The 23,418-nt window shown below is 62.8% G+C and carries 23 protein-coding genes; 9 read left to right on the forward strand and 14 right to left on the reverse strand.

Annotated elements, in window-relative coordinates:
* Positions 1 to 47: 47 nt before the first annotated feature.
* Together BUS42_RS35030 and BUS42_RS35035 are read right to left on the reverse strand one after the other, a co-directional pair.
* Positions 48 to 1,580, reverse strand: a complete 1,533-nt coding sequence (locus BUS42_RS35030; RefSeq protein WP_254053991.1) for a lipopolysaccharide biosynthesis protein — start codon at positions 1,578 to 1,580, stop codon at positions 48 to 50.
* Complete coding sequence (locus BUS42_RS35035) at positions 1,568 to 2,281, reverse strand: class I SAM-dependent methyltransferase (protein WP_074314927.1); 714 nt, start codon at positions 2,279 to 2,281, stop codon at positions 1,568 to 1,570. The genes BUS42_RS35030 and BUS42_RS35035 overlap by 13 nt, the downstream gene beginning before the upstream one ends.
* A gap of 306 nt (positions 2,282 to 2,587) precedes the next feature.
* Here BUS42_RS35035 and BUS42_RS35040 point away from each other — a divergent pair, with 306 nt between their 5' ends.
* From BUS42_RS35040 to BUS42_RS35050, 3 genes are all read left to right on the forward strand, one after another.
* A complete protein-coding gene (locus tag BUS42_RS35040; RefSeq protein WP_074314929.1) occupies positions 2,588 to 3,148 on the forward strand; it encodes a DUF2617 family protein in 561 nt (186 codons plus the stop codon).
* A gap of 800 nt (positions 3,149 to 3,948) precedes the next feature.
* The gene (locus BUS42_RS35045; RefSeq protein ID WP_074314932.1) at positions 3,949 to 5,136 is read left to right on the forward strand and encodes an ADP-ribosylglycohydrolase family protein; all 1,188 of its coding nucleotides are present in this window, start codon (positions 3,949 to 3,951) and stop codon (positions 5,134 to 5,136) included.
* 169 nt (positions 5,137 to 5,305) lie between these two features.
* Complete coding sequence (locus BUS42_RS35050) at positions 5,306 to 5,836, forward strand: TPR end-of-group domain-containing protein (RefSeq protein ID WP_074314934.1); 531 nt, start codon at positions 5,306 to 5,308, stop codon at positions 5,834 to 5,836.
* 182 nt (positions 5,837 to 6,018) lie between these two features.
* Here BUS42_RS35050 and BUS42_RS35055 read toward each other — a convergent pair whose 3' ends face one another.
* From BUS42_RS35055 to BUS42_RS35080, 6 genes are all read right to left on the reverse strand, one after another.
* Complete coding sequence (locus tag BUS42_RS35055; RefSeq protein ID WP_074314937.1) at positions 6,019 to 6,651, reverse strand: hypothetical protein; 633 nt, start codon at positions 6,649 to 6,651, stop codon at positions 6,019 to 6,021.
* A gap of 219 nt (positions 6,652 to 6,870) precedes the next feature.
* Positions 6,871 to 8,040 carry a Spy/CpxP family protein refolding chaperone gene (locus BUS42_RS35060; protein WP_074314939.1) on the reverse strand — a complete coding sequence of 390 codons (1,170 nt, stop codon included), beginning with the start codon at positions 8,038 to 8,040 and terminating at the stop codon, positions 6,871 to 6,873.
* 293 nt (positions 8,041 to 8,333) lie between these two features.
* Positions 8,334 to 9,086 (reverse strand): Ig domain-containing protein, encoded by a 753-nt coding sequence (locus BUS42_RS35065; RefSeq protein WP_074314942.1) that lies wholly within the window; start codon positions 9,084 to 9,086, stop codon positions 8,334 to 8,336.
* 179 nt (positions 9,087 to 9,265) lie between these two features.
* The gene (locus tag BUS42_RS35070; RefSeq protein WP_074314945.1) at positions 9,266 to 10,540 is read right to left on the reverse strand and encodes a MotA/TolQ/ExbB proton channel family protein; all 1,275 of its coding nucleotides are present in this window, start codon (positions 10,538 to 10,540) and stop codon (positions 9,266 to 9,268) included.
* Positions 10,541 to 10,665: 125 nt separating this feature from the next.
* Entirely contained in the window at positions 10,666 to 11,208 is a 543-nt protein-coding gene (locus BUS42_RS35075; protein ID WP_074314948.1) for an L-2-amino-thiazoline-4-carboxylic acid hydrolase, read from the reverse strand.
* Positions 11,209 to 11,296: 88 nt separating this feature from the next.
* Positions 11,297 to 11,680, reverse strand: a complete 384-nt coding sequence (locus tag BUS42_RS35080) for a response regulator (protein ID WP_074314950.1) — start codon at positions 11,678 to 11,680, stop codon at positions 11,297 to 11,299.
* 381 nt (positions 11,681 to 12,061) lie between these two features.
* Between BUS42_RS35080 and BUS42_RS35085 the strand changes: the two genes are divergently transcribed.
* The 5 genes from BUS42_RS35085 (at position 12,062) to BUS42_RS35105 (ending at position 17,037) form a co-directional block, all read left to right on the forward strand.
* The gene (locus BUS42_RS35085) at positions 12,062 to 13,066 is read left to right on the forward strand and encodes an alpha/beta hydrolase (RefSeq protein ID WP_074314952.1); all 1,005 of its coding nucleotides are present in this window, start codon (positions 12,062 to 12,064) and stop codon (positions 13,064 to 13,066) included.
* A 186-nt stretch (positions 13,067 to 13,252) separates the two neighbouring features.
* On the forward strand, positions 13,253 to 14,521 hold the full coding sequence (locus BUS42_RS35090) for a M24 family metallopeptidase (protein ID WP_074314954.1): 1,269 nt from the start codon (positions 13,253 to 13,255) through the stop codon (positions 14,519 to 14,521).
* 140 nt (positions 14,522 to 14,661) lie between these two features.
* Positions 14,662 to 15,870: a DUF1559 family PulG-like putative transporter gene (locus tag BUS42_RS35095; protein ID WP_083671015.1), complete on the forward strand. Its 1,209-nt coding sequence runs from the start codon at positions 14,662 to 14,664 to the stop codon at positions 15,868 to 15,870.
* A gap of 133 nt (positions 15,871 to 16,003) precedes the next feature.
* Complete coding sequence (locus tag BUS42_RS35100) at positions 16,004 to 16,813, forward strand: site-2 protease family protein (RefSeq protein WP_074314956.1); 810 nt, start codon at positions 16,004 to 16,006, stop codon at positions 16,811 to 16,813.
* A complete protein-coding gene (locus BUS42_RS35105; RefSeq protein ID WP_074314958.1) occupies positions 16,804 to 17,037 on the forward strand; it encodes a hypothetical protein in 234 nt (77 codons plus the stop codon). The genes BUS42_RS35100 and BUS42_RS35105 overlap by 10 nt, the downstream gene beginning before the upstream one ends.
* A 109-nt stretch (positions 17,038 to 17,146) precedes the next feature.
* On the opposite strand, the gene BUS42_RS35110 is transcribed toward BUS42_RS35105, so the two are convergent.
* The 4 genes from BUS42_RS35110 to BUS42_RS35125 all read right to left on the reverse strand — a co-directional run bounded on the left by BUS42_RS35110 (position 17,147) and on the right by BUS42_RS35125 (position 20,512).
* On the reverse strand, positions 17,147 to 17,473 hold the full coding sequence (locus BUS42_RS35110; RefSeq protein WP_074314960.1) for a hypothetical protein: 327 nt from the start codon (positions 17,471 to 17,473) through the stop codon (positions 17,147 to 17,149).
* Positions 17,474 to 17,509: 36 nt separating this feature from the next.
* Positions 17,510 to 18,130 (reverse strand): 3-keto-disaccharide hydrolase, encoded by a 621-nt coding sequence (locus BUS42_RS35115; protein ID WP_074314962.1) that lies wholly within the window; start codon positions 18,128 to 18,130, stop codon positions 17,510 to 17,512.
* 157 nt (positions 18,131 to 18,287) lie between these two features.
* The gene (locus BUS42_RS35120; RefSeq protein ID WP_074314964.1) at positions 18,288 to 19,502 is read right to left on the reverse strand and encodes a hypothetical protein; all 1,215 of its coding nucleotides are present in this window, start codon (positions 19,500 to 19,502) and stop codon (positions 18,288 to 18,290) included.
* A gap of 80 nt (positions 19,503 to 19,582) precedes the next feature.
* A complete protein-coding gene (locus BUS42_RS35125; RefSeq protein ID WP_074314967.1) occupies positions 19,583 to 20,512 on the reverse strand; it encodes an LOG family protein in 930 nt (309 codons plus the stop codon).
* A 475-nt stretch (positions 20,513 to 20,987) separates the two neighbouring features.
* Between BUS42_RS35125 and hemE the strand changes: the two genes are divergently transcribed.
* The gene (gene hemE / locus BUS42_RS35130) at positions 20,988 to 22,064 is read left to right on the forward strand and encodes a uroporphyrinogen decarboxylase (RefSeq protein WP_083671018.1); all 1,077 of its coding nucleotides are present in this window, start codon (positions 20,988 to 20,990) and stop codon (positions 22,062 to 22,064) included.
* Positions 22,065 to 22,248: 184 nt separating this feature from the next.
* Here hemE and BUS42_RS35135 read toward each other — a convergent pair whose 3' ends face one another.
* Positions 22,249 to 22,713, reverse strand: a complete 465-nt coding sequence (locus BUS42_RS35135; protein ID WP_074314970.1) for a DCC1-like thiol-disulfide oxidoreductase family protein — start codon at positions 22,711 to 22,713, stop codon at positions 22,249 to 22,251.
* A gap of 67 nt (positions 22,714 to 22,780) precedes the next feature.
* Positions 22,781 to 23,191 (reverse strand): hypothetical protein, encoded by a 411-nt coding sequence (locus BUS42_RS35140; RefSeq protein ID WP_074314972.1) that lies wholly within the window; start codon positions 23,189 to 23,191, stop codon positions 22,781 to 22,783.
* Between the last annotated feature and the right edge of the window lie 227 nt (positions 23,192 to 23,418).

Below are 23,418 nucleotides of genomic sequence, written 5' to 3' on the forward strand. Positions count from 1 at the left end.
TGTCCGGATGTCCGCCGACGACGCGATCGTCGCGGTCTCGTTTGGTTTCAGCCCAACGGTTTCGGATGGCGAAGGGTCATGCCTCCCCATCCGTGCCGATGTCCCCACAACCAGAGTGCCGGCAAGATCCAGGCGGAAAGGAAGAGGCAACGCGCCGGCAACCGGGACCAGGCGGGGAGGGAGCTGACACTCAGATGGGCCGCGAGTAGCGCCCCCGCCGTATACCAGGCCAGGGTCCGAACGAGTCGCCCTTGATGGTCGGACCAGACACGCCAGCCGAGCGCGGGCACTTGCGCCGTGGCGCTCGTGAGTAGCGAGACCGTCGAGTAACCGAACGTCATGCCCCAGGCCACGCCGACGATCCCGGCGCGATCCGCCCCCAGAGTCCCCGCAATCGCGGTCAGGGCCAGACCAAGCAGGGTCGCCAGGAACAGGCGGACCGGACGGTCCAAAGTGATCAAGGCTTGCCGGGCGGGCCAGGCGAGTCCCAGCATGAAGGTCCCGAGCAAGAGGGGCCGCAACGCCGGAAGGCCGTCGGCGTAGCGTGGGATCACGGTCCCCAGAAACGCAGGGCCGACCAGATAGGCCACCGCGCTGCCGGCCGCGAGCAAAGGGGCTTGTGCCTCGGTCGCCCGCATCGCTTGCAAGGCAACTTCGCGCGGGTCTCGGGTACGTCCCAAGGTGGTCTGAAACGCCGTGTACATCACGAGCACGATCCGACCCGCGAGGTCGAGACTCCAGCTCGTCCCCATGATCGCGATCGTGTAGAGCCCCACGGCCCGCGCACCATCAGGGACCCTCCAGAGGATCAGCACCCGATCGATGCTCAGGACGGCACCGAAGACCGCGGTGTTGGCCAGAATCGGCAAGCCGACACGCATCAGGCGTTTGGCGGTCGGCCAATGCCAGTCCCACCGGAACCGGAGCGGATGCCGTGCGTGCAGGTAGAGGATCTTGAAAGCGATGAGCGCACCAACGCCCGTCAGAAGGCCCCAGAACCCGGCGAGCCAGAGTCCGGCCGAGACCGCAACGGCCGAGACGAGCGACTCGACGATGTCGAGCTCCGTGGTCAGACTGAACTCGCGGTGGGCGCGAAGCACCGCCACGAGAAAGCTCTCGTAACGCTTGAGGACCGCCAGGCCGGCCACCACCACCAGGCCCCAGGTCCATTCGCGTGCCAGGGGATCGCTGGCCAGCAGCGGTGCACGCACCCAGGCCCAGAGCAGGAGGGCCGCGATGTAGACCGCGCAGGTCAGCGTGTTCGTCGTGTAGGCCACGTCGGCCACGCGCTGGGCCTCGACCTCTTCGCCGGCGGCGCGGAGGATGGGAATCTCTTGCACGGCGCCCAGGCTGATTCCCAAGCTGGAGCGGTTCGTCTGGTCGAGGTAGAGGCGGAGCCCGGTGTAGACTCCCAGGAGCGCGGGGTCCAGACCCCAACGCAGAGCCAGGGCCGTGAGCGTGCCGAGGACCCGGTCGAGCTGGCCGCCGACGGTGACGACGAAGCTATCGCGGACGTTCCTCCGCCGTTCCGCGACGGCCTGCCCCGAATCCATCGGGAGCGTCGTGGTTATCGTCGCCATGGCTCGGCCACACAGAATTGCGTCGGAGCGGAATCGAGCTCGGCTGGGATCGGCCCGCACTCGGCAAGCGGGATACCGGCGGCGCGGTACCAGGCGGCCGTATCGTAGCCGTAACGATTGTAGCTGAAGTCGGTATCCTCGTTGTGCGCGGCGAAGCGGCGCGAGACCCGGATCACCTCACGGCGGATTTGCTCGGCGATCGGCGGCGGATTATGGAGGATGACGGCCGAGGTCAGAACCAGGTCGAACGAGTGGTCGGCAAACGGCAGCAACGCCCCGGTGCCCAGGACCAGGTCAATCCGGTCGAGCCCGTCAAGGTAGACGCGAGCTTGCCCCAGTTGAGTCGGGCTGAAGTCGAGACCGACCATCGGCACGTCCAGACGTCGGCGGATCGCACCCAACTGTTTGCCGTAGCCGCAACCGATCTCAAGGATCGAGCGGGGGCGATACTCCGCGACCCGCCCGGCGATCCATTCCGAACGCTCGGTCCGGGTCGGATGGTCTTCCTGTTCGCGAAAATAATCCAGGCCGCCGCGCAGGGTCCAGTATTCGCGAGGGTCGGCATAGAGCAGACGACGCTTCCAGTCCGGCCAGCGGCCAAGCGTCCGTCTGAGGAGTTTGTGCCAGGCGTAGCGCGGTCCTCGGTCCCTCCAGGCGGACCAGGCACGTACCGGTAACGGGAGCGGGACTGAGCGTTCCATCGCACGACTCCGCCGGGCAACTCTCACCGCCCGAACGACCGGGTTCAAGGCCGAGAATCCTCAAGGAGAGTTGACAGGTGTTCTCCTTGGGCCCGGTCCAGTCGGGGAGGAGTGTACGAGCCTTCGGATCCGCGGTCAAGGCAGCCTACGCGGGGGGAGAACCTGCCGGATGGAGCGTTCGTAGAAGTTGTGCCGGCGTGATTTGCGGGGGAAGAAACCGCGATATAGAATGAGTTTGAAGATCTCTGTGTCGTGCGAGACCCCCTTTTTTTGGGGATCGGTCTGGCGTCGGAAGGAGTGACGGGCATGGGGGTGAGTTTCGGGCGTTCTCGGGTCGCCGACCTGGCGTTCCAGGTCTTCGGCAAAGCGATCCATCCCGACTGGTTCGCGGTCCGGGCTCATCGCAGGATCACGCAAAACTTCTGGGAGGCCGACATTCGGATCATTGAGGGGGGGCATTCGGTGATCTTCCGCTCGGGGGAGGTCCGAGTGGCCGAGGTGCTCGCGGGCCCCGAGACGAGTCTTCCCGAACCCGGCTTGCTCTTTCACTCGCCCGTTCGCCACGAGCGGTCCGCTTCGCTCCATCCCGGGGCCGGCCTGGTTTACCAGACCTGCTTTGAGGTCGAGCGGGTCGACCCCGAGGTCTTCACGCATCTTTGCGAAGAAATCACGCTCGACGCCCGCCGCGGCCCGCTCTTCCACAGCTTCCGTCCCGTCGATCGGATGGCCCCCGCCCCACTCACTCATCTCCACATCGAAGCTCAAGTCAAAGGCCTGTCGATCCAGTCGTTCCACACCTTCCCCGCCGAATGCGCGATCGTCCGAACCCAATCTCTGTTTGAGCCGCAGATCGCCCGAACCACCTGAAAAAAGTTGGCCTTCGCTCTAGGTTCCGCGCGGCTGCCAATTTCCCTCCTCGTCGGGAGCTTCCTGCTGGCGCGGGCTCCCGCCCAGCCGGACGATTGCTCGTATCGGTCGCTGATGGATGGGAGCAGGCTCGCTGACAAATTTGGGGCGAAAGAGTGGCATTTTTCCTGGATTCGGCGTTTAATGTCCTGTCTACCCTCTCCGGCCGACAACCCTGCGAACCGGCTGATTTTCAGCCTGGTTCTTCAAGGCGTCTTCGGTAAGTTCAGCAGGGCCAACTTGACCCGGTTTCAAGCATCACGCCGTTGCGCTCGGTTGCGCGACGAGTGACCTGATGAGGAATCGGATTCGCACTGACCGGGGTTGCTCTCGGCGGCCCGAGAGCGCCGATAGTATCCTCCGAGGAAGGCCCCGTTGGGACGGTTCAGACTGAATTCCTGAACAGACCAGCGGCGCGACGGGCCGCGGATCCGCGGGATAGTCACGCCGCTTATCCTATTCATCTGACCATCAAAGTTCGCGAGAGTATGAGAGGGAGCCGCACGATGCTTGCGACCTGGCGGGGGAAAAACGTGCGGGGCGGGAAAAAAAACCGACGGGGCCCCGATGCTTCGTAAGTAGAGCGTGGGACTCGCGTCCGTGTTGCCATGCCGGCGTCGCAAATGCCCCGATGGCCCGCCCTCGAGTAAAATTCCGTTGGCGTGGTTCGACCACGTGGTTACAGTTCGTTGCGTCCCGACGAGAAGGGGTCCGGCAGGGCATTTTGCCAATCGGCCCGAGATCCGAAGGAGCTTGTTTCGATGCCCCAATTGCCCCCGCTCGACCGTGCCCGGGGATGTCTGCTCGGGTTGGCCATCGGTGATGCCCTGGGGGCTCCGCTGGAAGGTCTTAGCGCCCAACAAATTCGCGCCCATTACGGCGTGGTTGTTGACTATGTCGACGGCGCTCGAGCCTGGAAGAAGAAGCCCTACCGCTGGCGAATGCCCGGTTTGTACTCAGACGACACCCAGCAGGCGCTGGCGCTCTGTGACGTCCTGATCGAGCGGAACCGAATCGAGGCCGATCCGCTGGCCGAGCTCTATCTTCGGCTCGCGACGCCCAAGGGATCGTACGTCGGCGCCCATCGCGGGGTCGGTCGGAGCTTCCGGCAAGTGCTCAGCGAGTTGGAGCGTGGCGTGTCCCCTCGTCAGACGGGGCAAGCCTCGGCCGGCATCGGCGCGGCGATGCGGATCGCGCCACTCGGGATCTATTTCGGCAACGACGATTCCGAAGAGATGTTCGACTCGATCATGGCGGCCAGCCTGATCACCCACCGCGATATCCGTAGCCTCGCCGGCGCCATGGCGGTCGCTCACGCCGTCCGCCGGATGGCCAACGGTGAGCCGCGAAATCCCTCGTTGCTGCTCTGGGTGGCCGCCGACGTTGCTCGCAGCGAGGACAAGATCGCCGCCCTCCACGGCGATGTCGTGACCTCGCTCGCCAACCATCCTCGAAGCATGTCCCGGTCGATCGCCCATGCCGAGTCGCTCCTGGATCTGCCCCGTGATCGCGCCTTGGCCGCCCTCGTCGAAGAAGCCAACAAGCACGGTGCCGAGCCAACCTGCAAACGGGCGACGATGGGCTTCCCCCCCGCCTGTATCCCGACCTGCCTCTACCTCTTGCTGACCACCGATAGCTTCGAGGAAGCGATCGTCGAGGTGATCAACCTCGGGGGCGATGCCGACACCACGGGCGCAATCCTGGGGGCGCTGCTCGGTGCCCACTACGGGGTCGACGCAATCCCGGAACGGTGGTTGACTCAACTCAAGAATCGCGACGGAATCGAACTCCGCGCCGAGGCCCTGGTGCGCCGCTCGGCCGAAGGCCTCGAGATCCCTGATCTCGTCGGCAAGGAGCACGAACTCAGCGCCTTGGAAGGTGACTGCCGCGAACGACTCCTCACCCACTCCCAGAATGGCGGCGACCTCGGCGCCAATCGTCGCCTTTGACCGACCCGCGCGACCGTCGACGGCTCGAAGGAAGAGACGACCAGTCTCTTCCTTACCCCTCTATGATCGGTTAAACTATCGCAACGGTTATCTAGGTAGGCTCGTCGACCTTCGAGGGAGTGAAGGGATCGGGTTGGACGTTTCTGGCTTGAGGGGAGACGGCGGGGCGATGAGCCGGATCATCCGCGACCCAATTAAACGGCAACTCGACGAGGCAGAGGGCTACTTGATGCTCAATCTGCCTCGCAAAGCCATTGAAATTCTCGAACGCCGGGCGGACTGGGCGACGATGCAGTTCGAGGCCAGTTTCTTGAGCGGCGAGGCCCTCCGCTCCCTCGAGCGTTATCGCGAAGCCCTCAAACCGCTCGAAGTGGCCGCGGCCCTGCGGCCGGCCGATATCGGCGTCGCCATCGCACTCGGCTGGTGCTACAAACGCACCCAACGTCTCGCCCAGGCGATCGACTCCCTGGAGCGAGCCGCTCGGCACAATGCCAAGACGCCTCAACCGCTCCTCCACTATAACCTGGCGTGCTACTGGAGCCTGGCCGGCAATACGGCCAAAGCGCTCGACGAGCTGACCGTGGCTCTCAAACTCGGGCCCGAGCTCCGCTCGCTCGTTCCGGGCGAACGTGATTTCGACAAACTCCGAGGTAACCCGGAGTTTGATCAACTCACCAACGATCCCGCCCCCCTGACCTGATTGATCCCTGGTCGAGCTTCGCCAAACTCGTTCTCCTCAACTTCGGCGAAGTCGTGGGACGACGATTCCCATAGGGTGGGCACGGCCCACCATTACCGCGAATCGGCCGTGATTTGATGAGGGGGCTCGGCGAGGTTATCGATCCGAGATCCTTGCGCAGGATTGGCGTGAGCCTGGGGTGGTTACTTCGTCGTTTTTCCATCGGCGTGAGCGAGTTGAGGTTGGAACGGTTGGCCCAGCATCGCCTTCCAGCGCAGCTTTTGCGCGTCAGTCAGCGTCGCGAGCGTCCGCTGGGCCAATTCGCGATCGAAATGGCTCGCGTTGGAATCCTGACTTCGGCGACGGATCGACTCGTCGACGGCTTTCTTCAGGGTGGTCAACTGCTCGGGCGTCAATTCCAGGAATTCCGCCACCGCCGGCCGGCTGATCAGCGCGGACGGCCCTTCCCACTGGAGGTCGATCTGGACGATCCGCTTCCGTTGTGTTTCGGAGAGCCTGTTCTCAAACCAGAGGCGCTGCTCCTCGTCGATCGCGCGACGCTCAGTGATCGCCTTCTCACCTTTGAGGCCGCGTAGTCCGTTTGCCTTGACGTAGAGTTCACGAATCGCCGTCTCGGCGTCATCCACCTGAGTACGACTCAGTTGGAGGTCGGCCTGGACATCGTGGCGACTCAGCAAGAGCAGTGGCGCCGTTCGAACCCCGAGGCGGCTGTCGGGGAGCGACGTGGTGCCCTCAGCGCCCGCGCAGCAAGGCGAATAGGCGAGTGCCATGCTCCATAGAAGCGCAGACGCAACGGCTGTCGTTCCCTGACGCATGAGCGGTATCCCTCCCGCAAACCCCGATCGATCCTTCGCGACCTTCGCGTCGCCGTTATACGAGGATCGAGCCAAGGGGGGAAGATCAGACTCGAGCCTGACGGATCGCCCGAATGTTCCGGCAATTGCATAGTCAGGCGCAAACAAAGAAGCCCGACCTCCGATCGGAGAAGGTCGGGCTTCCAGGTCGATGACGTTGCGCTCCGAGCCAAGTTGGACTCAGGCGTTCCGTTTGGACTTGGCCGAAGTCTTCTTTTTTGAGGAAGAACCCTTCTTGCTGTTGGCGGCTTCCTTGGCGGCTTCGGCCTCCTCTTTCTTTTTCGCCTCGGCGGCGACGGGATCGTAGTTGCGATCCAGCTTCGCCAGATCGAACGGGGGGCCTTGCATCTTCTGGAAGTTTTGGTGCTGCTTCTTGGAGAGCGTCTTGCCAATCATGGCGATCGTCTGATCCTGAAGTTGCGCACTCTGCTTCGTCATGGCCTCACGACTCTTATCCATCTGGGCTTTGAATTGAGGATCCTGCTGGATCTTGGCCTGGAAGGCTCGAAAGTCGAATCTTCCATCCGCGGACTGGAAGCCCGCCATCTGTTCTCGCCCCTGGTTGAACAGGTCGGTCCGCGCCGTATCCCGCTCCTCGACGATCATCGCGATTTGCTCGATCTGCGTCGGGCTCATGTTCAACTTCGTCTGCAACTCGGGCTTGGTGACCGCCATCGGGCCTTCTTGTTGCAGCTGGATCTGGACGATCCGCTCGCGCTGGGGCTTGGTCAAAATCTTGGCGAGCGCAGCGTCGGTATCCGCCTGCTGCCGCTGGAACTGTGCCCGAAAGTCCGTACCACCGCCGTTGGTTCCGGGGCCATTGCCATTGTTCCCGCCACGCGGGCCTTGAGCGGCTCCGCCGTTGGGATCGGCGCTTTTCGCAACGGCACCATTCTTGGTCGCATCGCCATTTTTAGTCGCATCACCATTCTTGGTGGAAGCACCACGTGTGCGACCGGTTCGACCTTTGGTCGAGGCAGCGTCCGTCTTCGTGGCATCGGTGCTGGGCGGGTTCGCGCCCACACCATTCGCGGCGGGATTGTTTCCTCCAGCGCGGCGCTGTTCGAAGGCCTTGCGCTGGGCATCGCGTTGTGCCTGAATCTCGTCGGAGAGTGCCTTGACCTGCTCCTTCTGGGAGTCGGTCAATTTGAGATCTTCTTGCACATATTTATTGGAGGCCAAAGACAACGGCGACGAAATCCGATTTCGACCACCAAAGCCACCACCAGGACCGCCTCGGGCGCCCCGACCTCCACCACCACCCGGAGCCTGAGCCTGGCTCACGGACTGCGCGAGTAGGACGGCAATGACCAGACCCATGCTGAGCAGGAACGCGCGAATTCGGGACATCTCTGCCTCCTAGGGGATTGACGCCTGGTTGTAACCAATGCGCAGAAGGGAGCCGCTATCGAATAATGGATGTAGCGCCATCCCTGATCCATGCGTCCCAGAATCCTTGGCGGAATCTCGAACGTCCTCTCCCCGCAGACGATACAGAAAATGAGGCGAGCGACCAGGACAGTCGATCCCCCCATTGATCGGGCAAACCCCGCTTCGCGACCGAGGCGGGGATCACCTTCGTCAGACCGACATGTGAATCTCAGACGGGCGGAGGTACCTCATCTCGCTCCTGCCCAGTGGGATCAGGCGCGTTGCTGCACCAGCCAGACGGCGAGGGTCGCCGCCGCGCCAATCGATGCCAGCCGGACCATCCAGCGGTAGGAGGTAAAGCGGCGGCGGACGTTGCGTTCAAGGTCGTCCGCGGCCTCCGCGGCGAGGGAGTGGCGTTGGAGGCTCGCCAGCGTGTTCATCCCCACGAGATAGACAAGCCAGAGGATCAAGAAGCCGACCCCCTGTTCGAGCCACGCGTGCCAAGGGATCGGCGGCAAGTGTGGCGCCCATTTCGAAGGCGTTGTCAGCGGTCGATCGGATTCGTAGACCACGAGCCGCGCGGCCTGGCTCGTCCGATCCATCCCATCGGTCGCGCGGAGCAGGAGTGCAGCCGGTTCCGGCGTCCCGACCCGAGGCGTGCCGCGAACCTGAGCGGTGGCAGGGTCAAACGTCAGGCCGTCGGGAAGCTTACCGTCAATCGCCCAACGAATCGGTCCACTGCCCCCCGTCGCGGCCAGGGCGACAACATAGGGACGGCCCGCGATCGCCTCGGGGAGCGTTTCCGGTGTGGCGATGGCGAGTGGAATCGGGTCGTCCTTATCCTCACCCCCCTCGGACGAGGGGAGGTCAATGGCCTTGGGCAAAAGCGCCATGATCACCATGGTCAGCAGTAATATGAACAGAAGTGCGCCGGTGAGCTTGGTGACGACGACCGCGACGAACGAATCTTCGCCCGAACCGCCGAACTCCATGCCGCCATGGCCGCCTCGCCGTGATCGACGCATGTCTCCTCCTTCAAGCGGCCCGGAACGTGTCGTGCCCCTGATCCTGAACCTAATCCTAACCGACGGCCCGCTCGCGAATGATCCGTCGAATCAGGCGCAAGGGCCGTTTCCTTGCCAGTACTCAAACGTCCACGAGAATGAAGCTGCCGACCTTCTGGAAAAACTCAACCCTTGCTCATTTATGCGGCATCATCACTTCTCACAGAAAGCCCCTTACTGCTGGAATCGAACATCTTCTTGACGATGTTGCGATAGAGGGCGTTGCCTTGTTCCATGCTGACGTTCAGCAGGTCGATCGCGTCCTTAAGGCTGTTCAAGGTCCGCGCCAGTTGATCTTGCGTGCTCCGGCTCGAGCGCTCATAGGCGAGGGCCCACGAGTTCGACATGGCCTCGATCGCCGCGCAGGTGCGGTCGATCCCGCGCTTGATCTCATCGAGTTGGTCGGCCGAGCCCGCCTGGTCCGTGAGCGTGGTCTCGATTCGCCCGAGGGCGGCAACGCCCCGACGGAGCGTGTCGCCGGCCGCGCCCAAGGCCTCGAGCTCGGCCCCGATCCGGCCGATCGACTCGGCCCCGCGCTGGAACCCAGACATCGAATTGGGCAAGTGGTCGATCGAGCGGGCGAACTGTTCGATCTGGGTTCCGAGCCGCTCGCTCCACCGCGCGGCCAATGAGTCCGACCCGCCCGCGGTCTGCGGTTCGGCGGCTCCCACGCGTGGTAGCACGAACTCGACGACCCAACGATCGACGCGTGCGAGCAGGTCTTCGGATCGGCGGAAGACCAGGGTCTGGACGAGCATCAAGGCCGCGCTCAGGAAGAGGGCGAGCAACGTGCTGTCGAATGCGATCTGAAGGGCCGAGGTCACCCCGGTCAGATTGTTCATGAAGCCGTCGAGGTCCTTGACCATCGGCAAGACCTTGCTGATGTTCATCAAGGCCTTTGAGATGCCCTCGACGGTCCCGATGAACCCGATCACCGGCAAGAGATAGAGAATGTAGCGTGTGAGCGTGAACCGACCCGCGGACTGCTCTTGATCGAGGGCCGAGGCCTCGCGATTCAACTCCATCATCTGCGAGACGGAAGGCGTGCCGGTCTCTTCGAGGTAAGTCGTGAGCTGCCGCACTCGGGTTGGCAGGATCCTCGCTTCCTCGAGCGGGATCGCGGTCGATGTCGCTCCCGCTTCGTCGCTCGAGCCGCACGCGACCTTGACGGTGTGGAGGAGCGCGGGAACTTCGTCGAACGCCTTCTCGTTGGCCCAGAGCTTGGCCAGCTCGCGGGTCAGGGCAATCACTGCCCAAAAGTAGATCGCGGTTCCAACGTACTGTTCCCAACCCCGCTCAAACATGAGCGTTGGGTTGAAAATCATCAGGCCGATCGGGAAAGCCAAGGCCAGACCCAGCATCGCAAGCGTGCCGGAGTAAGACATCTTGGAGGTGCCGTGAGCTCCGCTCGGCATGGGAAAGCCCCTTCCTGTGTGGGCCAATCAGACCTGTCGAGCGTGGCCGCTCGTCGTCCTGACGAAGTTCGGTCAGCCCACCCTACCATCGCGTTAATCGGCAAATTGTCCAGCCGACTTGAGGATCAAAGGGCCTGGTCCTGCGTCAGCTCGCTCGTTGTCTCCCGGTCGTTCGAAACGTCCGAGCCCTCCGAGCCTGGGGACGCAACAAACCGGAAATTGCAGCACGACGCCCCTTCCATGAGGGTTTGCGTGCGTGAGAGGTGAATCGTGGAGTTGAAGCCTTCGACGAGCGAAAAATCGCGCTGGCAGGAGAGGCTCGAGCCGAGGTCGGCCAGGCCCAAGGTGTGGTACATTTCGGCGTAGCGGCAGCGTGTCACGTTGAACGAGAGCCGTTCCTCGGTCTGCTCGAGCATTTCCAGCTCGAGCGCTCCCCCCGCCCGCCAGCGGTCGAGGCTTCCCGAGAACGCTTCGAGAGTCGCCGCGCCCAATTGCGCCGCGAGGTCGGCACCGCTCTGACGGGCCAGTTCGGAGATGACGCGGCGAAGCAGGGCCAGGGTTTTCTCCTCGCCGAGCTCGTCGCGTACCGCATGGATGATGGGGCCAACAATTCGCGCTTCGATTTCGCGTTGTTGAAGGAGAGTGAGCGGGTGGGGGTCGGATGACATTGGGGGCAGGCTCCACGGACCCGACAGGAATGCAAAGGCAACTCCAGGATGCCCGTCATTCTAAGGGGTTCGGCGGCCTTGGACACGATCAAACCGGGATCGCGCGTAACCGAAGCAGGAGTGTCGGAAGGTCGATCGGCTTGGTGACGAAGTCGTCTGCCCCCGCAGCTCGGGCTCGTTGTTCGGACAGGCCGGAGGAATCGGCCGTGATCGCGACGACAGGCAGGGTGGCTGTCTCCGGATTGGCGCGGAGTTGGCGGATGAGCTCAACCCCATCCATGACGGGCATCGCCAGGTCGGTCACCACCAGTTGGGGTCGAAATGTACTCACGCAGTCCAAGGCTTCACGACCATCCGTCGCTTCCATAACCTCGAAGCCATGCATTCGTAGCAAACGCCCGAACGCATAGCGCAGGAAAGGAGCATCCTCCACCAAAAGTAACCGAGGGTTCTTATCGTAAGAATCCCACATCGGATCAACTCCAGCCATATAAGGAAGGCCTGAACTCGGGGCCCAGCTCGTTCCAAGCCTTCCCCGCTCGATGCGATCACGGCAGTCGCGGATTCACAAGCCTCGCTGCCTCATTTGCAACGCGTTCCTGATCGATTCGACATTAGCAAGCAAACCTCAGGCCAACAGCGTGATTGTGCTCAGATCTAGAAAAAAAGACGTGACTCAAGCAGTCTGACGGCTGTGGACTTTACCCAGCCATCGCGATCGTTGCGGAGCTCAGTTCCAAGTTGCCCAAGATGATGCCGGTTCCTTGCTCAGGGCGGGAGCTCGCGCCTACGATGAGATTGATCCCAACTTGATTCCATGCTCGCAGAGAACTGCGTCGAAGGATCACCCCCCATGATGCCCACAACTCGCCAGCCGCTCCCCGCGAGCATTCGTTTTGGCACCGGCCTATTCCGGACTGTCGCCTGGCTGGTCCTACTCGGCGCGACCGCGATCCTGGTGCGTGCCGAGGCCCAACGAACGACCTTGCCGGAAACGGTTTCGGAGCACGCCGACATCGTCTACCGGAGCATCGCCGGTCGTGAGGTCCGGCTCGATGTCTACCTTCCCACCGCCCCTCCGATCCGAGGCGGATGCCCGGCCGTGGTCGCGATCCACGGAGGAGGCTGGCGGGGCGGCAGCAAGCGAGACATGAGACTCATGTCGATCCAACTCGCCGAGCACGGGTACGTTGTGGTGGCCATCGACTACCAGCTCTCGCGCCCCGGTCGACCAAGCTGGCCCAGCAACTTCGAAGACACCCGGGAGGCGGTCCGCTGGATCCGCCGCCACGCCGCTGACTACGGCGTCGACCCGGATCGAATCGTCGCGCTGGGGGTCTCGGCGGGGGGCCATCTCGCCGCCTTGCTCGGGACCTACCCCGACGGCCCGGTCAATCCGGACGCCCGCGACCGGCACCCCGCGCTCTCCTCCGCCTCCGTCGCTCGTTCCGACGCCTCGACCCGAGTCCAGGCAGTCGTCGACCTCTATGGTCCGGCCGACCTGCTCGCGTCCCGGACCTCCCTCCCCTTACCGGCAACTCCTGTCACCCTGATGCTGGGCGGAACCCTCGAGACCATGCCGGGACGGTACGAGGCGGCCACACCTGTCCGTCACGTCTCGCCCAACGATCCGCCGATGCTCCTGATCCACGGTCGCGACGACCGACTCGTCCCCCTCGAACAATCCCAGGCGCTCGCCGCCGCCCTCGACGAAGCCGGCGTCGCCCATCGCCTGATTGAGGTCGATGACGCCGCACACGGCTTTGGTTTCCACGTGCCGAACCGCAAGATTCTTCCCGACATCCTTGCCTTTCTCGACTCCGTGTGGAACTCTAATACGAGCCGGCCCTCAAAATAGAGAAACTAGGGCGATCATGCGGATCGCCCTTGGGGGGGGAAGGAATTCGTTTTCCAGAACTCCTTGCATTTTTTTGCTCGACTTGGAACGATTAGTGAATCCTTTCCCAGCAGGCACTCAGGTAGGAGCCGGAGGCTCGCCGAGCGCCATGTTTCGCGTTCGATCACGCAAGATGGAGGCGGCGTAGTGGATTCCAACACCCCAATGGGTGGGATGAACGCGCCCATCTCGGAACCGCTGGACTTGAACGACCAGTTCGATCGAGTCCTCCATACCGCGGGCGATCGCCCATCCACCGACACCTTGCCAGCCTTGATCGATCCAGCCGTCGATTTCGCCGACCGCAAGTTGACACGTCGCCGGGAAGATATCGAGGAAAAGCACCGGCGGATCGCCGCCTTCCTCGACGCGACGGGGCACGACGCGGTCGTTCTGGGGCGGGGCGACTCGGTCTCCTGGTTCACCTCGGGGGGCGACCTCGGGCAAGATCTCGGCTCCGAGGTGAGCACGGTCCTGCTCTACATCAACCGAGGCAGTCGAGCGGTCGTGACCGACAACGTGCAGAGCGCCCGGGTCTTCGAGGAAGAACTGGCGGGGCTTGGCTTCCAGCTCAAGGAGCGCCCTTGGTTCGAAGACCCGAGCCGGGTCATCGACGAGCTCGGCCACAACAAACGGCTCGCCTGCGATCTGGCCCACTCCCCGCGCCCCTGGCCGCGCGACGGCGACCCGTTTCGCGCCTTGCGACGCCCCTTGACCTCGCTCGAGCGGCAGCGGCTTCGCGAACTGGGCCGGACCCTGACCCTGGCGGTCGAGGCCACCTGCCGGAACTTCGTCCGCGGGGAAACCGAAGCCGATATCGCCGGCCACCTTGCCCACCGTTTGATCCGCGAGGGTGTCGTCCCGGTGGACATGCGGGTCGCGGGGGACGACCGGCTCGAGCGCTTCCGCCAGCCGACGTTCAAGGCGGCGGCCATCGATAAGCGCGTCACGATCACCGCCACGGGCCGCCGCTTCGGACTCTGTGCCACCGTCTCCCGAACCGTCTCGTTCGGGCCGGTCGACGCGAAGTTCGGCGCCTGCCATTCGTTGGCCGCGATGATCGACGCGAGCTGCATCTACTTCTCCCGCGACGGCGAGACCGTCAGCGAAGTCGCGCGCCGATCGAAGCGAATCTTCGAGAAGTACGGACGCGGACACGAATGGACGCTCGATTATCTCGGATTCGTGACCGGCTACACCCCCCGCGAGTCGCTCCTGCTCCCGGATAGCTCACTGGTGCTCACGCACGGGATGCCCCTCTGCTGGAGCCCGAGCATTGGCGCCGCACGCTCCGGTGACACCCTGGTGGTCGACCGTCGAGGCTACGAGGTGGTCACAACGGCTCAGAATTGGCCGCAAATTGATGTCGCCGTCAAGGGTTTCGTGATCCCACGGCCGGGGATCCTCGAACGCTGATCAGGTTCCCGCAGCCGAATTTCCGAACAAAGCGCACGGCCCCTGCACTCTCTTCCTCGCTTCTTTTGAATGCCGATTTTTTAATTTGATCGCTCGGTCAAGAGCCTCTTCTGGAACTGATCCTGGGGAGAACCACGCGCGTGCTGATCCGTTCCCATCCCCATCGCGGCTTCAAGCTGATCGACCTGATGGTCGTGGTGCTGGTCATCGGCGTCTTCTTCGGTTTGCTCATCCCCGCCATCGAGGCCGCGCGCGAAGCAGGTCGCCGGGTGCATTGTTCCAATAATCTGAGACAACTGGCTCTGAGCCTGATCAACTTCACCGCGAGCAAGAACCAGTATCCCAACGCGGGGACCTTTTTCGACGACCCGGCGATTCATGGCGGGGATCCGGCCCGGTCGATCATCGCTCGTTCAATCGAGAACCCCGCCGCATTCAAAGGAGATACTGATGGCTGGCGCCGCAGTTGGGTAATCGACATAATTCCTTATCTAGATTCTAATGACGTCTCAAATGGTTGGGACCGTAGCGAATCCTACCTCAGCACCACAAATTTCGGTAATCTCAAAATCTGTTCAGGTGACTTCGGTGTCCTGAGATGCCCCGATGACACGACGACGACGACGGGTCAGGGCAACCTGAGCTACGTCGTCAACGGCGGCTTCTCGCGCTGGCACGCGATCCCGTTGAGCTGGAATGGCGGGAAGGCGGATGGGCAATCCAAGAACGGCGGAGCGCTGCAATGGATTCCGCCCGGCGGCACCTGGCAAGAGACCCAAGCGGTCAGTCGTAAGTTGGGAGTCATGTTCCTGGGCACGAGCACGGGCGACCAGCCCTGGGACATCGTCACGGGGCCGAACGACATCCCCGACGGATCGAGCGAGACCCTCCTCCTCGCCGAGAATACGTTGGCAGGCTATTCCCCGGGGACTCCTTACTCGGGAGGAATCCCGACCAACTGGGCCTGCCCTCTGCCGAATTTCTGCATGTTCATTGCCTCGGACGATGTTTGCCGATCGGCTCGATCGACGACCGATTGTCTCGCTGGATCCTTGAAACCCGACACATCCGGCAAGGATGGCACCGGCTGGGCCTGGGCAAATCGGCCGGGAACCTACGAGAATATTGGCTATGGCCAGAACTTGCGTATCGAGGGTTCGTTCCCGTTCGCCAGTAGCGGCCATCCCGGTGGCGGGAACTTCGTTTTTTGCGATGGAGCGACACGATTCCTCAGTGACTCGATCGACGGCACGGTTTATGCGAAGATGATCAGTCCGGCGGGAAGTCAACTTCCCACGCCTCTGCTCCAGGGACCGCTCGCGCGCGACAGTTGGGAGCAGGCACCCTGAGTGGCTGCACTCAGGGCAAAAGATTTCATTCAAACAACGGTTTGTTGATAGTTGGGCTGAACATTCCTCACTCGAAGTGCGAAGTACTAGAGAGAAGAGAAGGGTCCGCCCTTCGAGAAAGGAAAACAAGGTCATGCAAAGTTCCTGGAAGTTGGGCCGGCTGGCGGGAATTGACGTTTACCTCCACCCGACCTTCATGCTGATCCTCGCCTACGCAGGCATGGTGCTGGGCGGCCTCCCGGCGATCTTGCTCGTGATGGCGGCCTTTAGCTGCGTCCTGCTCCATGAATTTGGCCATGCGCTCATGGCCCGAAGATTTGGAATCGAGACCGAGGATATCACCCTCTACCCGATCGGTGGCGTGGCCAGACTGCGGCGGATGCCCAAGTCGCCCGGCGCCGAGATGGCCATCGCCCTGGCTGGTCCCGCGGTAAACGTCGTGATCGCCGCGATTCTCGCGTCGGCGCTGGGGCTCGGCCTGTTTGATGGTCCGGGTAACGCGGCGATCCTCGGTGCCTTCGCCGTAAACCTCCTGTCGATCAACATCGTCCTGGTGTTGTTCAACATGATCCCCGCCTTCCCGATGGACGGCGGACGCGTTTTACGGGCCGCGTTGAGCGGCTGGCTCGGTCGGGTCCGAGCCACCATGATCGCGGCCTCGATTGGCCGGGGATTGGCCACCTTGTTCGGCCTCTACAGCATGGTGCATGGCGACTGGATTCAAGTCGTCCTGGCGATCTTTATCTACGTCGTGGCCGGAGCCGAGCTCAGACAGGTTCTTGCCGAGGGCCGCTCCTCGGATTCCGATTCGGACTCGCATCAAGACTCAGATGACGTCTGGGTCGCTCCACCCGGATTCCGCTGGGTCAGCCGCGGCAAAGGCGTCTGGCAGCTCGCTCCCATCGTGGTGCGCACCTCCGACCGGTCGTCATCATGGCGCTGATGCCGATCGTCGAGCTCGGAGTGGCCGAAGCGTACGAACTCCTGTCCGGCCGTTTCGGTATCGTGGGCCTGCCCCCACTCGAGGCGATCGAGAACGAGGACTGGGGTCGAGACTTCCTCCTCAGCCGATTCCAAGAACTGCCCGCCCAGGCACTCGCCGAGGCGGGCCTTTCTTGGGATGACCCCGATCCGGACGAACCGGCCGTGAATCCCTCCCCGATCTGACCCGACGTGTTGGGGGGCGTGAACGGCGCCTGGACTGATTCCCGACGGCCAGACCGAACCAACCTCCGGGAACAGATTCACCCAAGGCAACGGCAATTTAACGGGACTGTCAAACGGCCCAGGGGCGGACCAAGCCCGAGGCGCTCAACGACTCATCATCCTCGGCGATGATCTGGAACCGCAGGCCGGGCTCCACGGGGACCGGCCGCGCCAGCCTGAGACTCAGGCAGGTACAGACACGTTCGTCGAACGATCCCAACGGGGTCCGATCACGAATCGTCGCCCAGACGTCCGCCGTCCGGATTTGAACCCGCCAGGTGGTGCCGGGTAAGCATTCGAGCAAAAAGGTGTCAGCCTTTGCGGGGTCGTTGACCGTCACCAAGGCCTCGATCCGGTCGACCTCACGCGCATCGGGAATCCGCGGTGAATGTGACATGGGTTTCAAGCTCGCAACGGCCGGTCTTAGCTTCGCTTAAGAGGCCGGAAGTTCCTTGATTTTGAGACTGCGCCACTCAAAATGCCCGTGCTCCGCCTGGAGGCCGATATGGCCCTCAGGAAGCGCAATCGCATCGGATGCCGTGACGGGTACGCCGTTCAACGACGCTTCGACACGGGTTCCGACCACCTTCAGGCGAATCTGCTGCCACTCCCCGGCACCCTTCATCGCCTGCTTCAATTCCGCGGAGTGCCGATCCGAGGTGGGGGGAGGAGTTCCATGGCCAAACACCTTGAAATTGTTCTCGGAGTCGCTGACCTGGAGTTGATAGCCTCGCGCAGGCCAGTGCGGTTCTTCGGGTGAACTCTCGGTGGCCGTTCGGAAAAAGATGCCGCTATCCGCGCCTTTGTTCACCGCGCGATATTCCGCCTCGAGCTCGAAGTTCTTGTAGCGTTTGTCACTTCGCAGCCAACCGGTGCCGCCATCGTTGACGATCACCCCGTCGCGCACCGCGAACCGCTGGGTGTGCTCGAGCGTCCACCCGGTGAGCGTCTTGCCATCAAACAGGGCGACACTCGCCGGCTCGTCGGCCAGACTCATGGCGACCCAGACGACCGTCAAGGCAACGCCCGCAAGTGTCAATCTCAGGCGTGTCATTGACCGGCACCTCCACGACTCTCGCCACGCATCTCGTTCATCAGTTCGTAAACAACCATGCCACAAAAAATCGACCGGGCCCCCGAAATCAAGCCGCGGCCGGTTTCCTAATCCCCCAAATCGAGACACCCTCGGGCGATACGGTGTCAGGGTCGAATCAACGGTCTGCACTGGGCGGGATGTTCTTGGGAGCAGCCGCTTGGAGGAGGGCGGCCGTGAAATTGACGAGATCGCCTTGCTTACGGGCGATCGCCGCGAGCCGGTCGGGCTGACCGGCCCGCTGGCAGAGTTGCGCGACGCCCGGGCAGATCAGGCTGGACTCCGGGAGCCCCGCCAGGTGCTCGGCCGCGACTTCAATCGCCTGGTCGAGCCGACCGAGTCGCACCATCAGACCGACAAGCACTTGCGCCGGCAGGGATCGATCCGGCCGATCGGGATCGGGAGAATCGAGCTTTTGGCGAAAATGGGCCAGGGCGAGATCGACATCCTGACCGAGGAGCGCGGCCAGGTAGACCGCATGGTCGTCGAACGTCTTCTCGAACGGAGACTCTCCCTCATACTGGTACCGTTCCGAAAGCCGTCGACCATACTCGCAGAGCCCGGCCGCGAGCTTGAGCGTCTCGGGGTCGGTCAACATCGGAGCCAACCGCGCCGTCGCCGAGAGGTGGGAGACGTCGATGTGGTAGGCGTCTTCGAGGAACAGCCAGTCGTTGCCGGCGAGGAGGGCAGGAATCAGGCTTCCTTCCGCGGGCATCGGTTGGCCGCGCTGGGCGATTTCCGCGCGCAGGTTGGCGACCAGATGTTCATGGAGCTGTCGGACCAGACGATCGGAACAAGCGACGCGGGTCGCCTCGTCGGGGGGGAGATGCTCGAAGGCCGAGATCGCCGAGCAGGTCCCGTAGTGCTGAAGGATCAGCTCAAAGCCCTTGCGAGGATTGGCGCCTTGATTGAAGGCGACCTCGACGATCTGGTTGATCTGCTCGTCCCCTTCGACCGCTTGATAGGCGTCGATGGCGCGTCGGACCGGCTCGGGCTCGCCGATCGCCCGAAAGTAGGGCCAGGCCGAGGCGATATCCCCAGCCTTCAAGAGTCGGTCGCCGACCGAGCGGATCGCCTCGACGTAGCGTTCTTCGTACTGGGCTCGCGTCGGCTCCGGCAAGTCATTCAGGGAGCCAACCTGGATCAAGGGGAGTTCGAGCTCATGGCGGGCCCGCAGTAAGAGTGCATCGAGCAGGGCGCGAAACTCCCCCCGCTCGGCGAGGTGATCGACCAATTGGTCGAGTGCGGCTCGAGGACCCGAGGCACTCAGCGTCTGCTCGAGTGCGCGAAACACCTCGGCGTCCTGAACGGTCACGTCGGGGGCGATGGTCATGTCACAAGGGCTCCTGCGGAGGGCTCAGGCGGGTCAGGGCGGGGCCGGTGGGACGGACGATCAAATCCAACTCGGATCGACTATTGCGCGTCGGACTTGGCAGGGTCGATGGCCGTGGCCGGCGCCCCCGGCGGGTCGGCGTCGAGCTTGGCCCCTTCCGACTTCTTCCAGGTCGTCCAGCAACGCGTATTGTAGCAGTCGACAATCACGTCGCGGGCTTCGTCGATCGAGTCGGTCACGATCAGCAGATTCAGATCCTCGGCCGAGATCGCTCCATGGACAAGCTGGGTTCCCTTGATCCAGTCGAGCAAACCACTCCAGTAGGCCGAGCCGAAGAGCACGATCGGGAACCGGCTGATCTTCCGGGTCTGGACCAAGGTCAAGGCCTCGAACAACTCATCCAAGGTACCGAACCCGCCGGGAAAGATCACGAACCCATTGGCGTATTTCACGAACATCGTCTTCCGAACGAAAAAGTAGCGGAAGTCGATCGAGAGCGTTGTATATCGGTTCTCCGACTGTTCGAACGGGAGCTCGATATTGCATCCCACCGAGATTCCGCCCGCCTCGTAGGCTCCCCGGTTGGCCGCTTCCATCAGGCCGGGCCCACCGCCGGTAATTACGGCGAAGCCAGCCTCGGCCAGCTTGGCCCCGAGCCCTCGTGCGTCGGCATAAAACGGGTTGTCCTCACCGAACCGGGCCGAGCCAAAGATCGCCACCCCCGCGCCCACCTCGGCCAGTGCATCGATCCCGTTGACAAACTCGCCCTGGATCCGCAAGACCCGCCAAGGGTCGGTATGCGTGAACGCGGCCAATTCCGGTGCCTGGGCCTGCGGAGACGGAGGCACCGGACGATTCAGCAGTTCCTCGTCCTCTGTTGTCCGAGTACCCGAAAGGCCACGAGTGCCGGAAGCCTGAACGATTCTCCGGCGAGCCACCTCGGAGTTCTCGCCGTTGTTATAGGAACTAAACTCTTGATTCCGTCCTGCATGAGGATCAACGCGGTCCATCGTTATAAAACTCGTCGAGAAAACGCCGCAAATCGAATGGTTATCAGAAAGTTCTCGCTCGTGAATCGCGGCCAAAGCCAGCGAGAACCTGGATTATCACGAATCGGTCCCAGCATCCGTTGCCCTTCGACGTAAACCCTTTACAGTAAAGAGACTACTCCACTCAGGCTTCGGCAAAAAATCCCTCATCCCTTGATCTACAAAGGATTCGGGATTCTTGGTTCAATCCCTGGAAAAGCTCCTCGAATCCGACTGAAATTGTACGCCCCGTCCTCGCGCGGGCCTACCCCCCTGCCCGATCGCAACTCCTCGCTCATCCCGGTCGGAGATTGGCGAGATTCCGAAAAAAGGGGAAAGTGAGTCGAAAGTCTGGGCCGTTGGTCGCCCTCGTCAGGACGCCATTCCTTCTTCTACGGCACCTGGCGTAAAATAGTTTGCGATCGCCTACCGAACGAATCCCGAAGACAACATCCCCATGCCAACCCCCGCCTCGCAATCCACCATGAATGATACGCTCAGGCAAAGTCGATTCCTCAAGGCGTGCCGCCTCGAGCCGACCGACGTCACGCCGGTCTGGCTGATGAGACAAGCCGGGCGCTACATGTCGGAGTATCGCGAGCTCCGTGCCAAGGTTTCGTTCCTGGAGCTGTGCAAGAATCCCGAGCTCGCGACCGAGGTGACCGTAACCGCCGCCGAGCGGTTGGGCGTCGACGCCGCGATCCTGTTCGCGGACATCCTCCTGATCCTTGAGCCGATGGGCCTCGACCTCGAGTTCGCCAAGGGCGAGGGGCCAGTCATCCACAACCCGGTCCGCACGGCGGCCGACGTTGACCGGATCCGCTGGATGGAGGATCCCTCTCCGCTCGACTACGTCTACCGCGCGGTGACCTCGATTCGCTCAGCGCTCCCGTCGGGGATGCCCCTGATCGGCTTCGCGGGCGCTCCCTTCACTCTGGCTTGCTACGCGATCGAAGGAGGGGGATCACGCCATTATGAGAAGGCCAAGACCTTCATGTATCGCGATCCGGGCGCCTGGGATGCGTTGATGGAACGGCTCGTCGCCGCGACCACGCTCTATCTCAATGCCCAGGTCGCCGCGGGAGCCCAGGTGCTTCAGATCTTCGATAGCTGGGTCGGCAACCTCGGCCCCGACGATTACCGTCGGTTCGTGCTTCCCCACATGCGCCGGCTCTTCGAAGGCCTCGATCCGGCGACTCCCGTGATCCACTTCGGCACCGACACCGGCTCGCTCCTGGAACTTCAACGCGACGCCGGCGGCGACGTCATCGGGCTCGACTGGCGAGTCGACCTCGACCAGTCCTGGAATCGGCTCGGGCCCAAGGTCGGAGTTCAAGGCAACCTCGATCCCACCTTACTCTTCGCGCCGATCCCCGAGATCAAGCGCCAGACCAGGCGAATCCTCGACCAGGCGGCGGGCCGGCCCGGTCACATCTTCAACCTCGGGCATGGGATCTTGCCCACCACCCCCGTCGACCACGTGATCGCACTCGTGGACGAAGTCCATTCGTATCAGCCCCGTTCGGCGCAATAACGCCGTTCGTCGGGCTCCCGAGGCGATCCGTTGGTGAGTCGTGCCCTCCCCACAAGTCGCTTTGCATCAAGATTTCTCGACTTGTAAGCGAGGCGCGGCCCACCAACCTCTACCACTGATTTCTTCATGAACACGAAGGCAGGGAGCGGCACTTCCCATCGAGGCAACCGCAATCGTCGAATCGTCAACCGACGGTCGGAGCGTTCGAGGCGAGGAGGGCTTCGGGAACCTGGATCTCGCAAACGGCCCCTTGATAAGGCCGAAGCGTATTCGCGATCTCGGCATCGCTCGCCAGGTTGAGCCACGCCGAGAGGCGCCTGCGACCCGTCGAGATCAGGGCGAACGTCTCACGGGCAAACGGAAAGAGAAGCGGCTGCGCCAGGCGGAGTGACCACTCGCGGTATTCGACCAGGGCGTAGAGGCACATGATCCAGGCCTGAGCCTCACGGTAGACGCCGCCTTCGTCCGAGACGACCACGAGGTCGTCGACCGCATCGGGCGCCGAAAGGTCGGGGAAGATCCGCAAGGCCCAGGCCGAGCCTTTGGGGATGAAGACGAACTCCAGGAAAGCCGGCTGTCGCGTCAGCCAGCGCCGCGCCCAGGTGCAGAGCCCGCACCGGTCGTCATAAAGCACGAAGAGACGTCGCATGCGGAAGCCCTCCCACAAGCCCGGGCGGGAGCGAACGCTCACTCCCGCCCCTCACCTGCACCCACCGTCAAGAATGGCTGTACTCGCGAGCCGGCTCGATGAAGCGCTCGGGCAGGACCGGCGGCTTCTGGCTTCGGAGCATGGAACGCCGGCGAAGCTTGGTGAAGAGGTAGAGGTTGAAGAAGTGCATCCCCCCCAGGACCAACAAGACCACCCCCACCTTCGTGCTCAGGGTCTCGATCGCGCCGGGCAAATCGACCGGCCGATCGCCATATTTGAGCGCGAGGCTGACGTAGCCGAAATTGACCAGGTAAAACCCGACGACAAGTAAGTGGTTGACGGAGTCCGCGAGCCTCTCGTTCTCAAGAAATGCGTCGATCAAGAACACGCGTCCGTTTTTCATGAGCGTGCGAGCCACCCAGATCGTGAGCCCGATGCTGATCGTCAGGTACGCGAGATAGGAGTAGACGACGTACATTTGCAGACCTCCCACGGTTGCGGCACGCGATGCGCCACGAACCGTCTTGAAACTCACGGTCAATCGTTTCGGCTCCGGCCACCCTTCCCCAACCGAGCCACCGCCTCGTTCTTAACCCGGTTTCCAGAACAAACCCCAAAAAAAGGGAGCGTGCCCGCCTGGATGCCTGGTGGCCGCTGCGCGGAACCGAGCGTTATACTGAGAACTTGATGAGGAACCGACACCGG

Source organism: Singulisphaera sp. GP187 (assembly GCF_900129635.1).
Taxonomy (GTDB): domain Bacteria; phylum Planctomycetota; class Planctomycetia; order Isosphaerales; family Isosphaeraceae; genus Singulisphaera.

Excerpts from the sequence above, each read along its gene's own strand:
- BUS42_RS35030 (WP_254053991.1), bottom strand. The coding sequence starts at position 1,580 with ATGGCGACGATAACCACGACGCTCCCGATGGATTCGGGGCAGGCCGTC.
- BUS42_RS35035 (WP_074314927.1), bottom strand. The coding sequence starts at position 2,281 with ATGGAACGCTCAGTCCCGCTCCCGTTACCGGTACGTGCCTGGTCCGCC.
- BUS42_RS35040 (WP_074314929.1), top strand. The coding sequence starts at position 2,588 with ATGGGGGTGAGTTTCGGGCGTTCTCGGGTCGCCGACCTGGCGTTCCAG.
- BUS42_RS35045 (WP_074314932.1), top strand. The coding sequence starts at position 3,949 with ATGCCCCAATTGCCCCCGCTCGACCGTGCCCGGGGATGTCTGCTCGGG.
- BUS42_RS35050 (WP_074314934.1), top strand. The coding sequence starts at position 5,306 with ATGAGCCGGATCATCCGCGACCCAATTAAACGGCAACTCGACGAGGCA.
- BUS42_RS35055 (WP_074314937.1), bottom strand. The coding sequence starts at position 6,651 with ATGCGTCAGGGAACGACAGCCGTTGCGTCTGCGCTTCTATGGAGCATG.
- BUS42_RS35060 (WP_074314939.1), bottom strand. The coding sequence starts at position 8,040 with ATGTCCCGAATTCGCGCGTTCCTGCTCAGCATGGGTCTGGTCATTGCC.
- BUS42_RS35065 (WP_074314942.1), bottom strand. The coding sequence starts at position 9,086 with ATGCGTCGATCACGGCGAGGCGGCCATGGCGGCATGGAGTTCGGCGGT.
- BUS42_RS35070 (WP_074314945.1), bottom strand. The coding sequence starts at position 10,540 with ATGCCGAGCGGAGCTCACGGCACCTCCAAGATGTCTTACTCCGGCACG.
- BUS42_RS35075 (WP_074314948.1), bottom strand. The coding sequence starts at position 11,208 with ATGTCATCCGACCCCCACCCGCTCACTCTCCTTCAACAACGCGAAATC.
- BUS42_RS35080 (WP_074314950.1), bottom strand. The coding sequence starts at position 11,680 with ATGTGGGATTCTTACGATAAGAACCCTCGGTTACTTTTGGTGGAGGAT.
- BUS42_RS35085 (WP_074314952.1), top strand. The coding sequence starts at position 12,062 with ATGATGCCCACAACTCGCCAGCCGCTCCCCGCGAGCATTCGTTTTGGC.
- BUS42_RS35100 (WP_074314956.1), top strand. The coding sequence starts at position 16,004 with ATGCAAAGTTCCTGGAAGTTGGGCCGGCTGGCGGGAATTGACGTTTAC.
- BUS42_RS35105 (WP_074314958.1), top strand. The coding sequence starts at position 16,804 with ATGGCGCTGATGCCGATCGTCGAGCTCGGAGTGGCCGAAGCGTACGAA.
- BUS42_RS35110 (WP_074314960.1), bottom strand. The coding sequence starts at position 17,473 with ATGTCACATTCACCGCGGATTCCCGATGCGCGTGAGGTCGACCGGATC.
- BUS42_RS35115 (WP_074314962.1), bottom strand. The coding sequence starts at position 18,130 with ATGACACGCCTGAGATTGACACTTGCGGGCGTTGCCTTGACGGTCGTC.
- BUS42_RS35120 (WP_074314964.1), bottom strand. The coding sequence starts at position 19,502 with ATGACCATCGCCCCCGACGTGACCGTTCAGGACGCCGAGGTGTTTCGC.
- BUS42_RS35125 (WP_074314967.1), bottom strand. The coding sequence starts at position 20,512 with ATGGACCGCGTTGATCCTCATGCAGGACGGAATCAAGAGTTTAGTTCC.
- hemE (WP_083671018.1), top strand. The coding sequence starts at position 20,988 with ATGCCAACCCCCGCCTCGCAATCCACCATGAATGATACGCTCAGGCAA.
- BUS42_RS35135 (WP_074314970.1), bottom strand. The coding sequence starts at position 22,713 with ATGCGACGTCTCTTCGTGCTTTATGACGACCGGTGCGGGCTCTGCACC.
- BUS42_RS35140 (WP_074314972.1), bottom strand. The coding sequence starts at position 23,191 with ATGTACGTCGTCTACTCCTATCTCGCGTACCTGACGATCAGCATCGGG.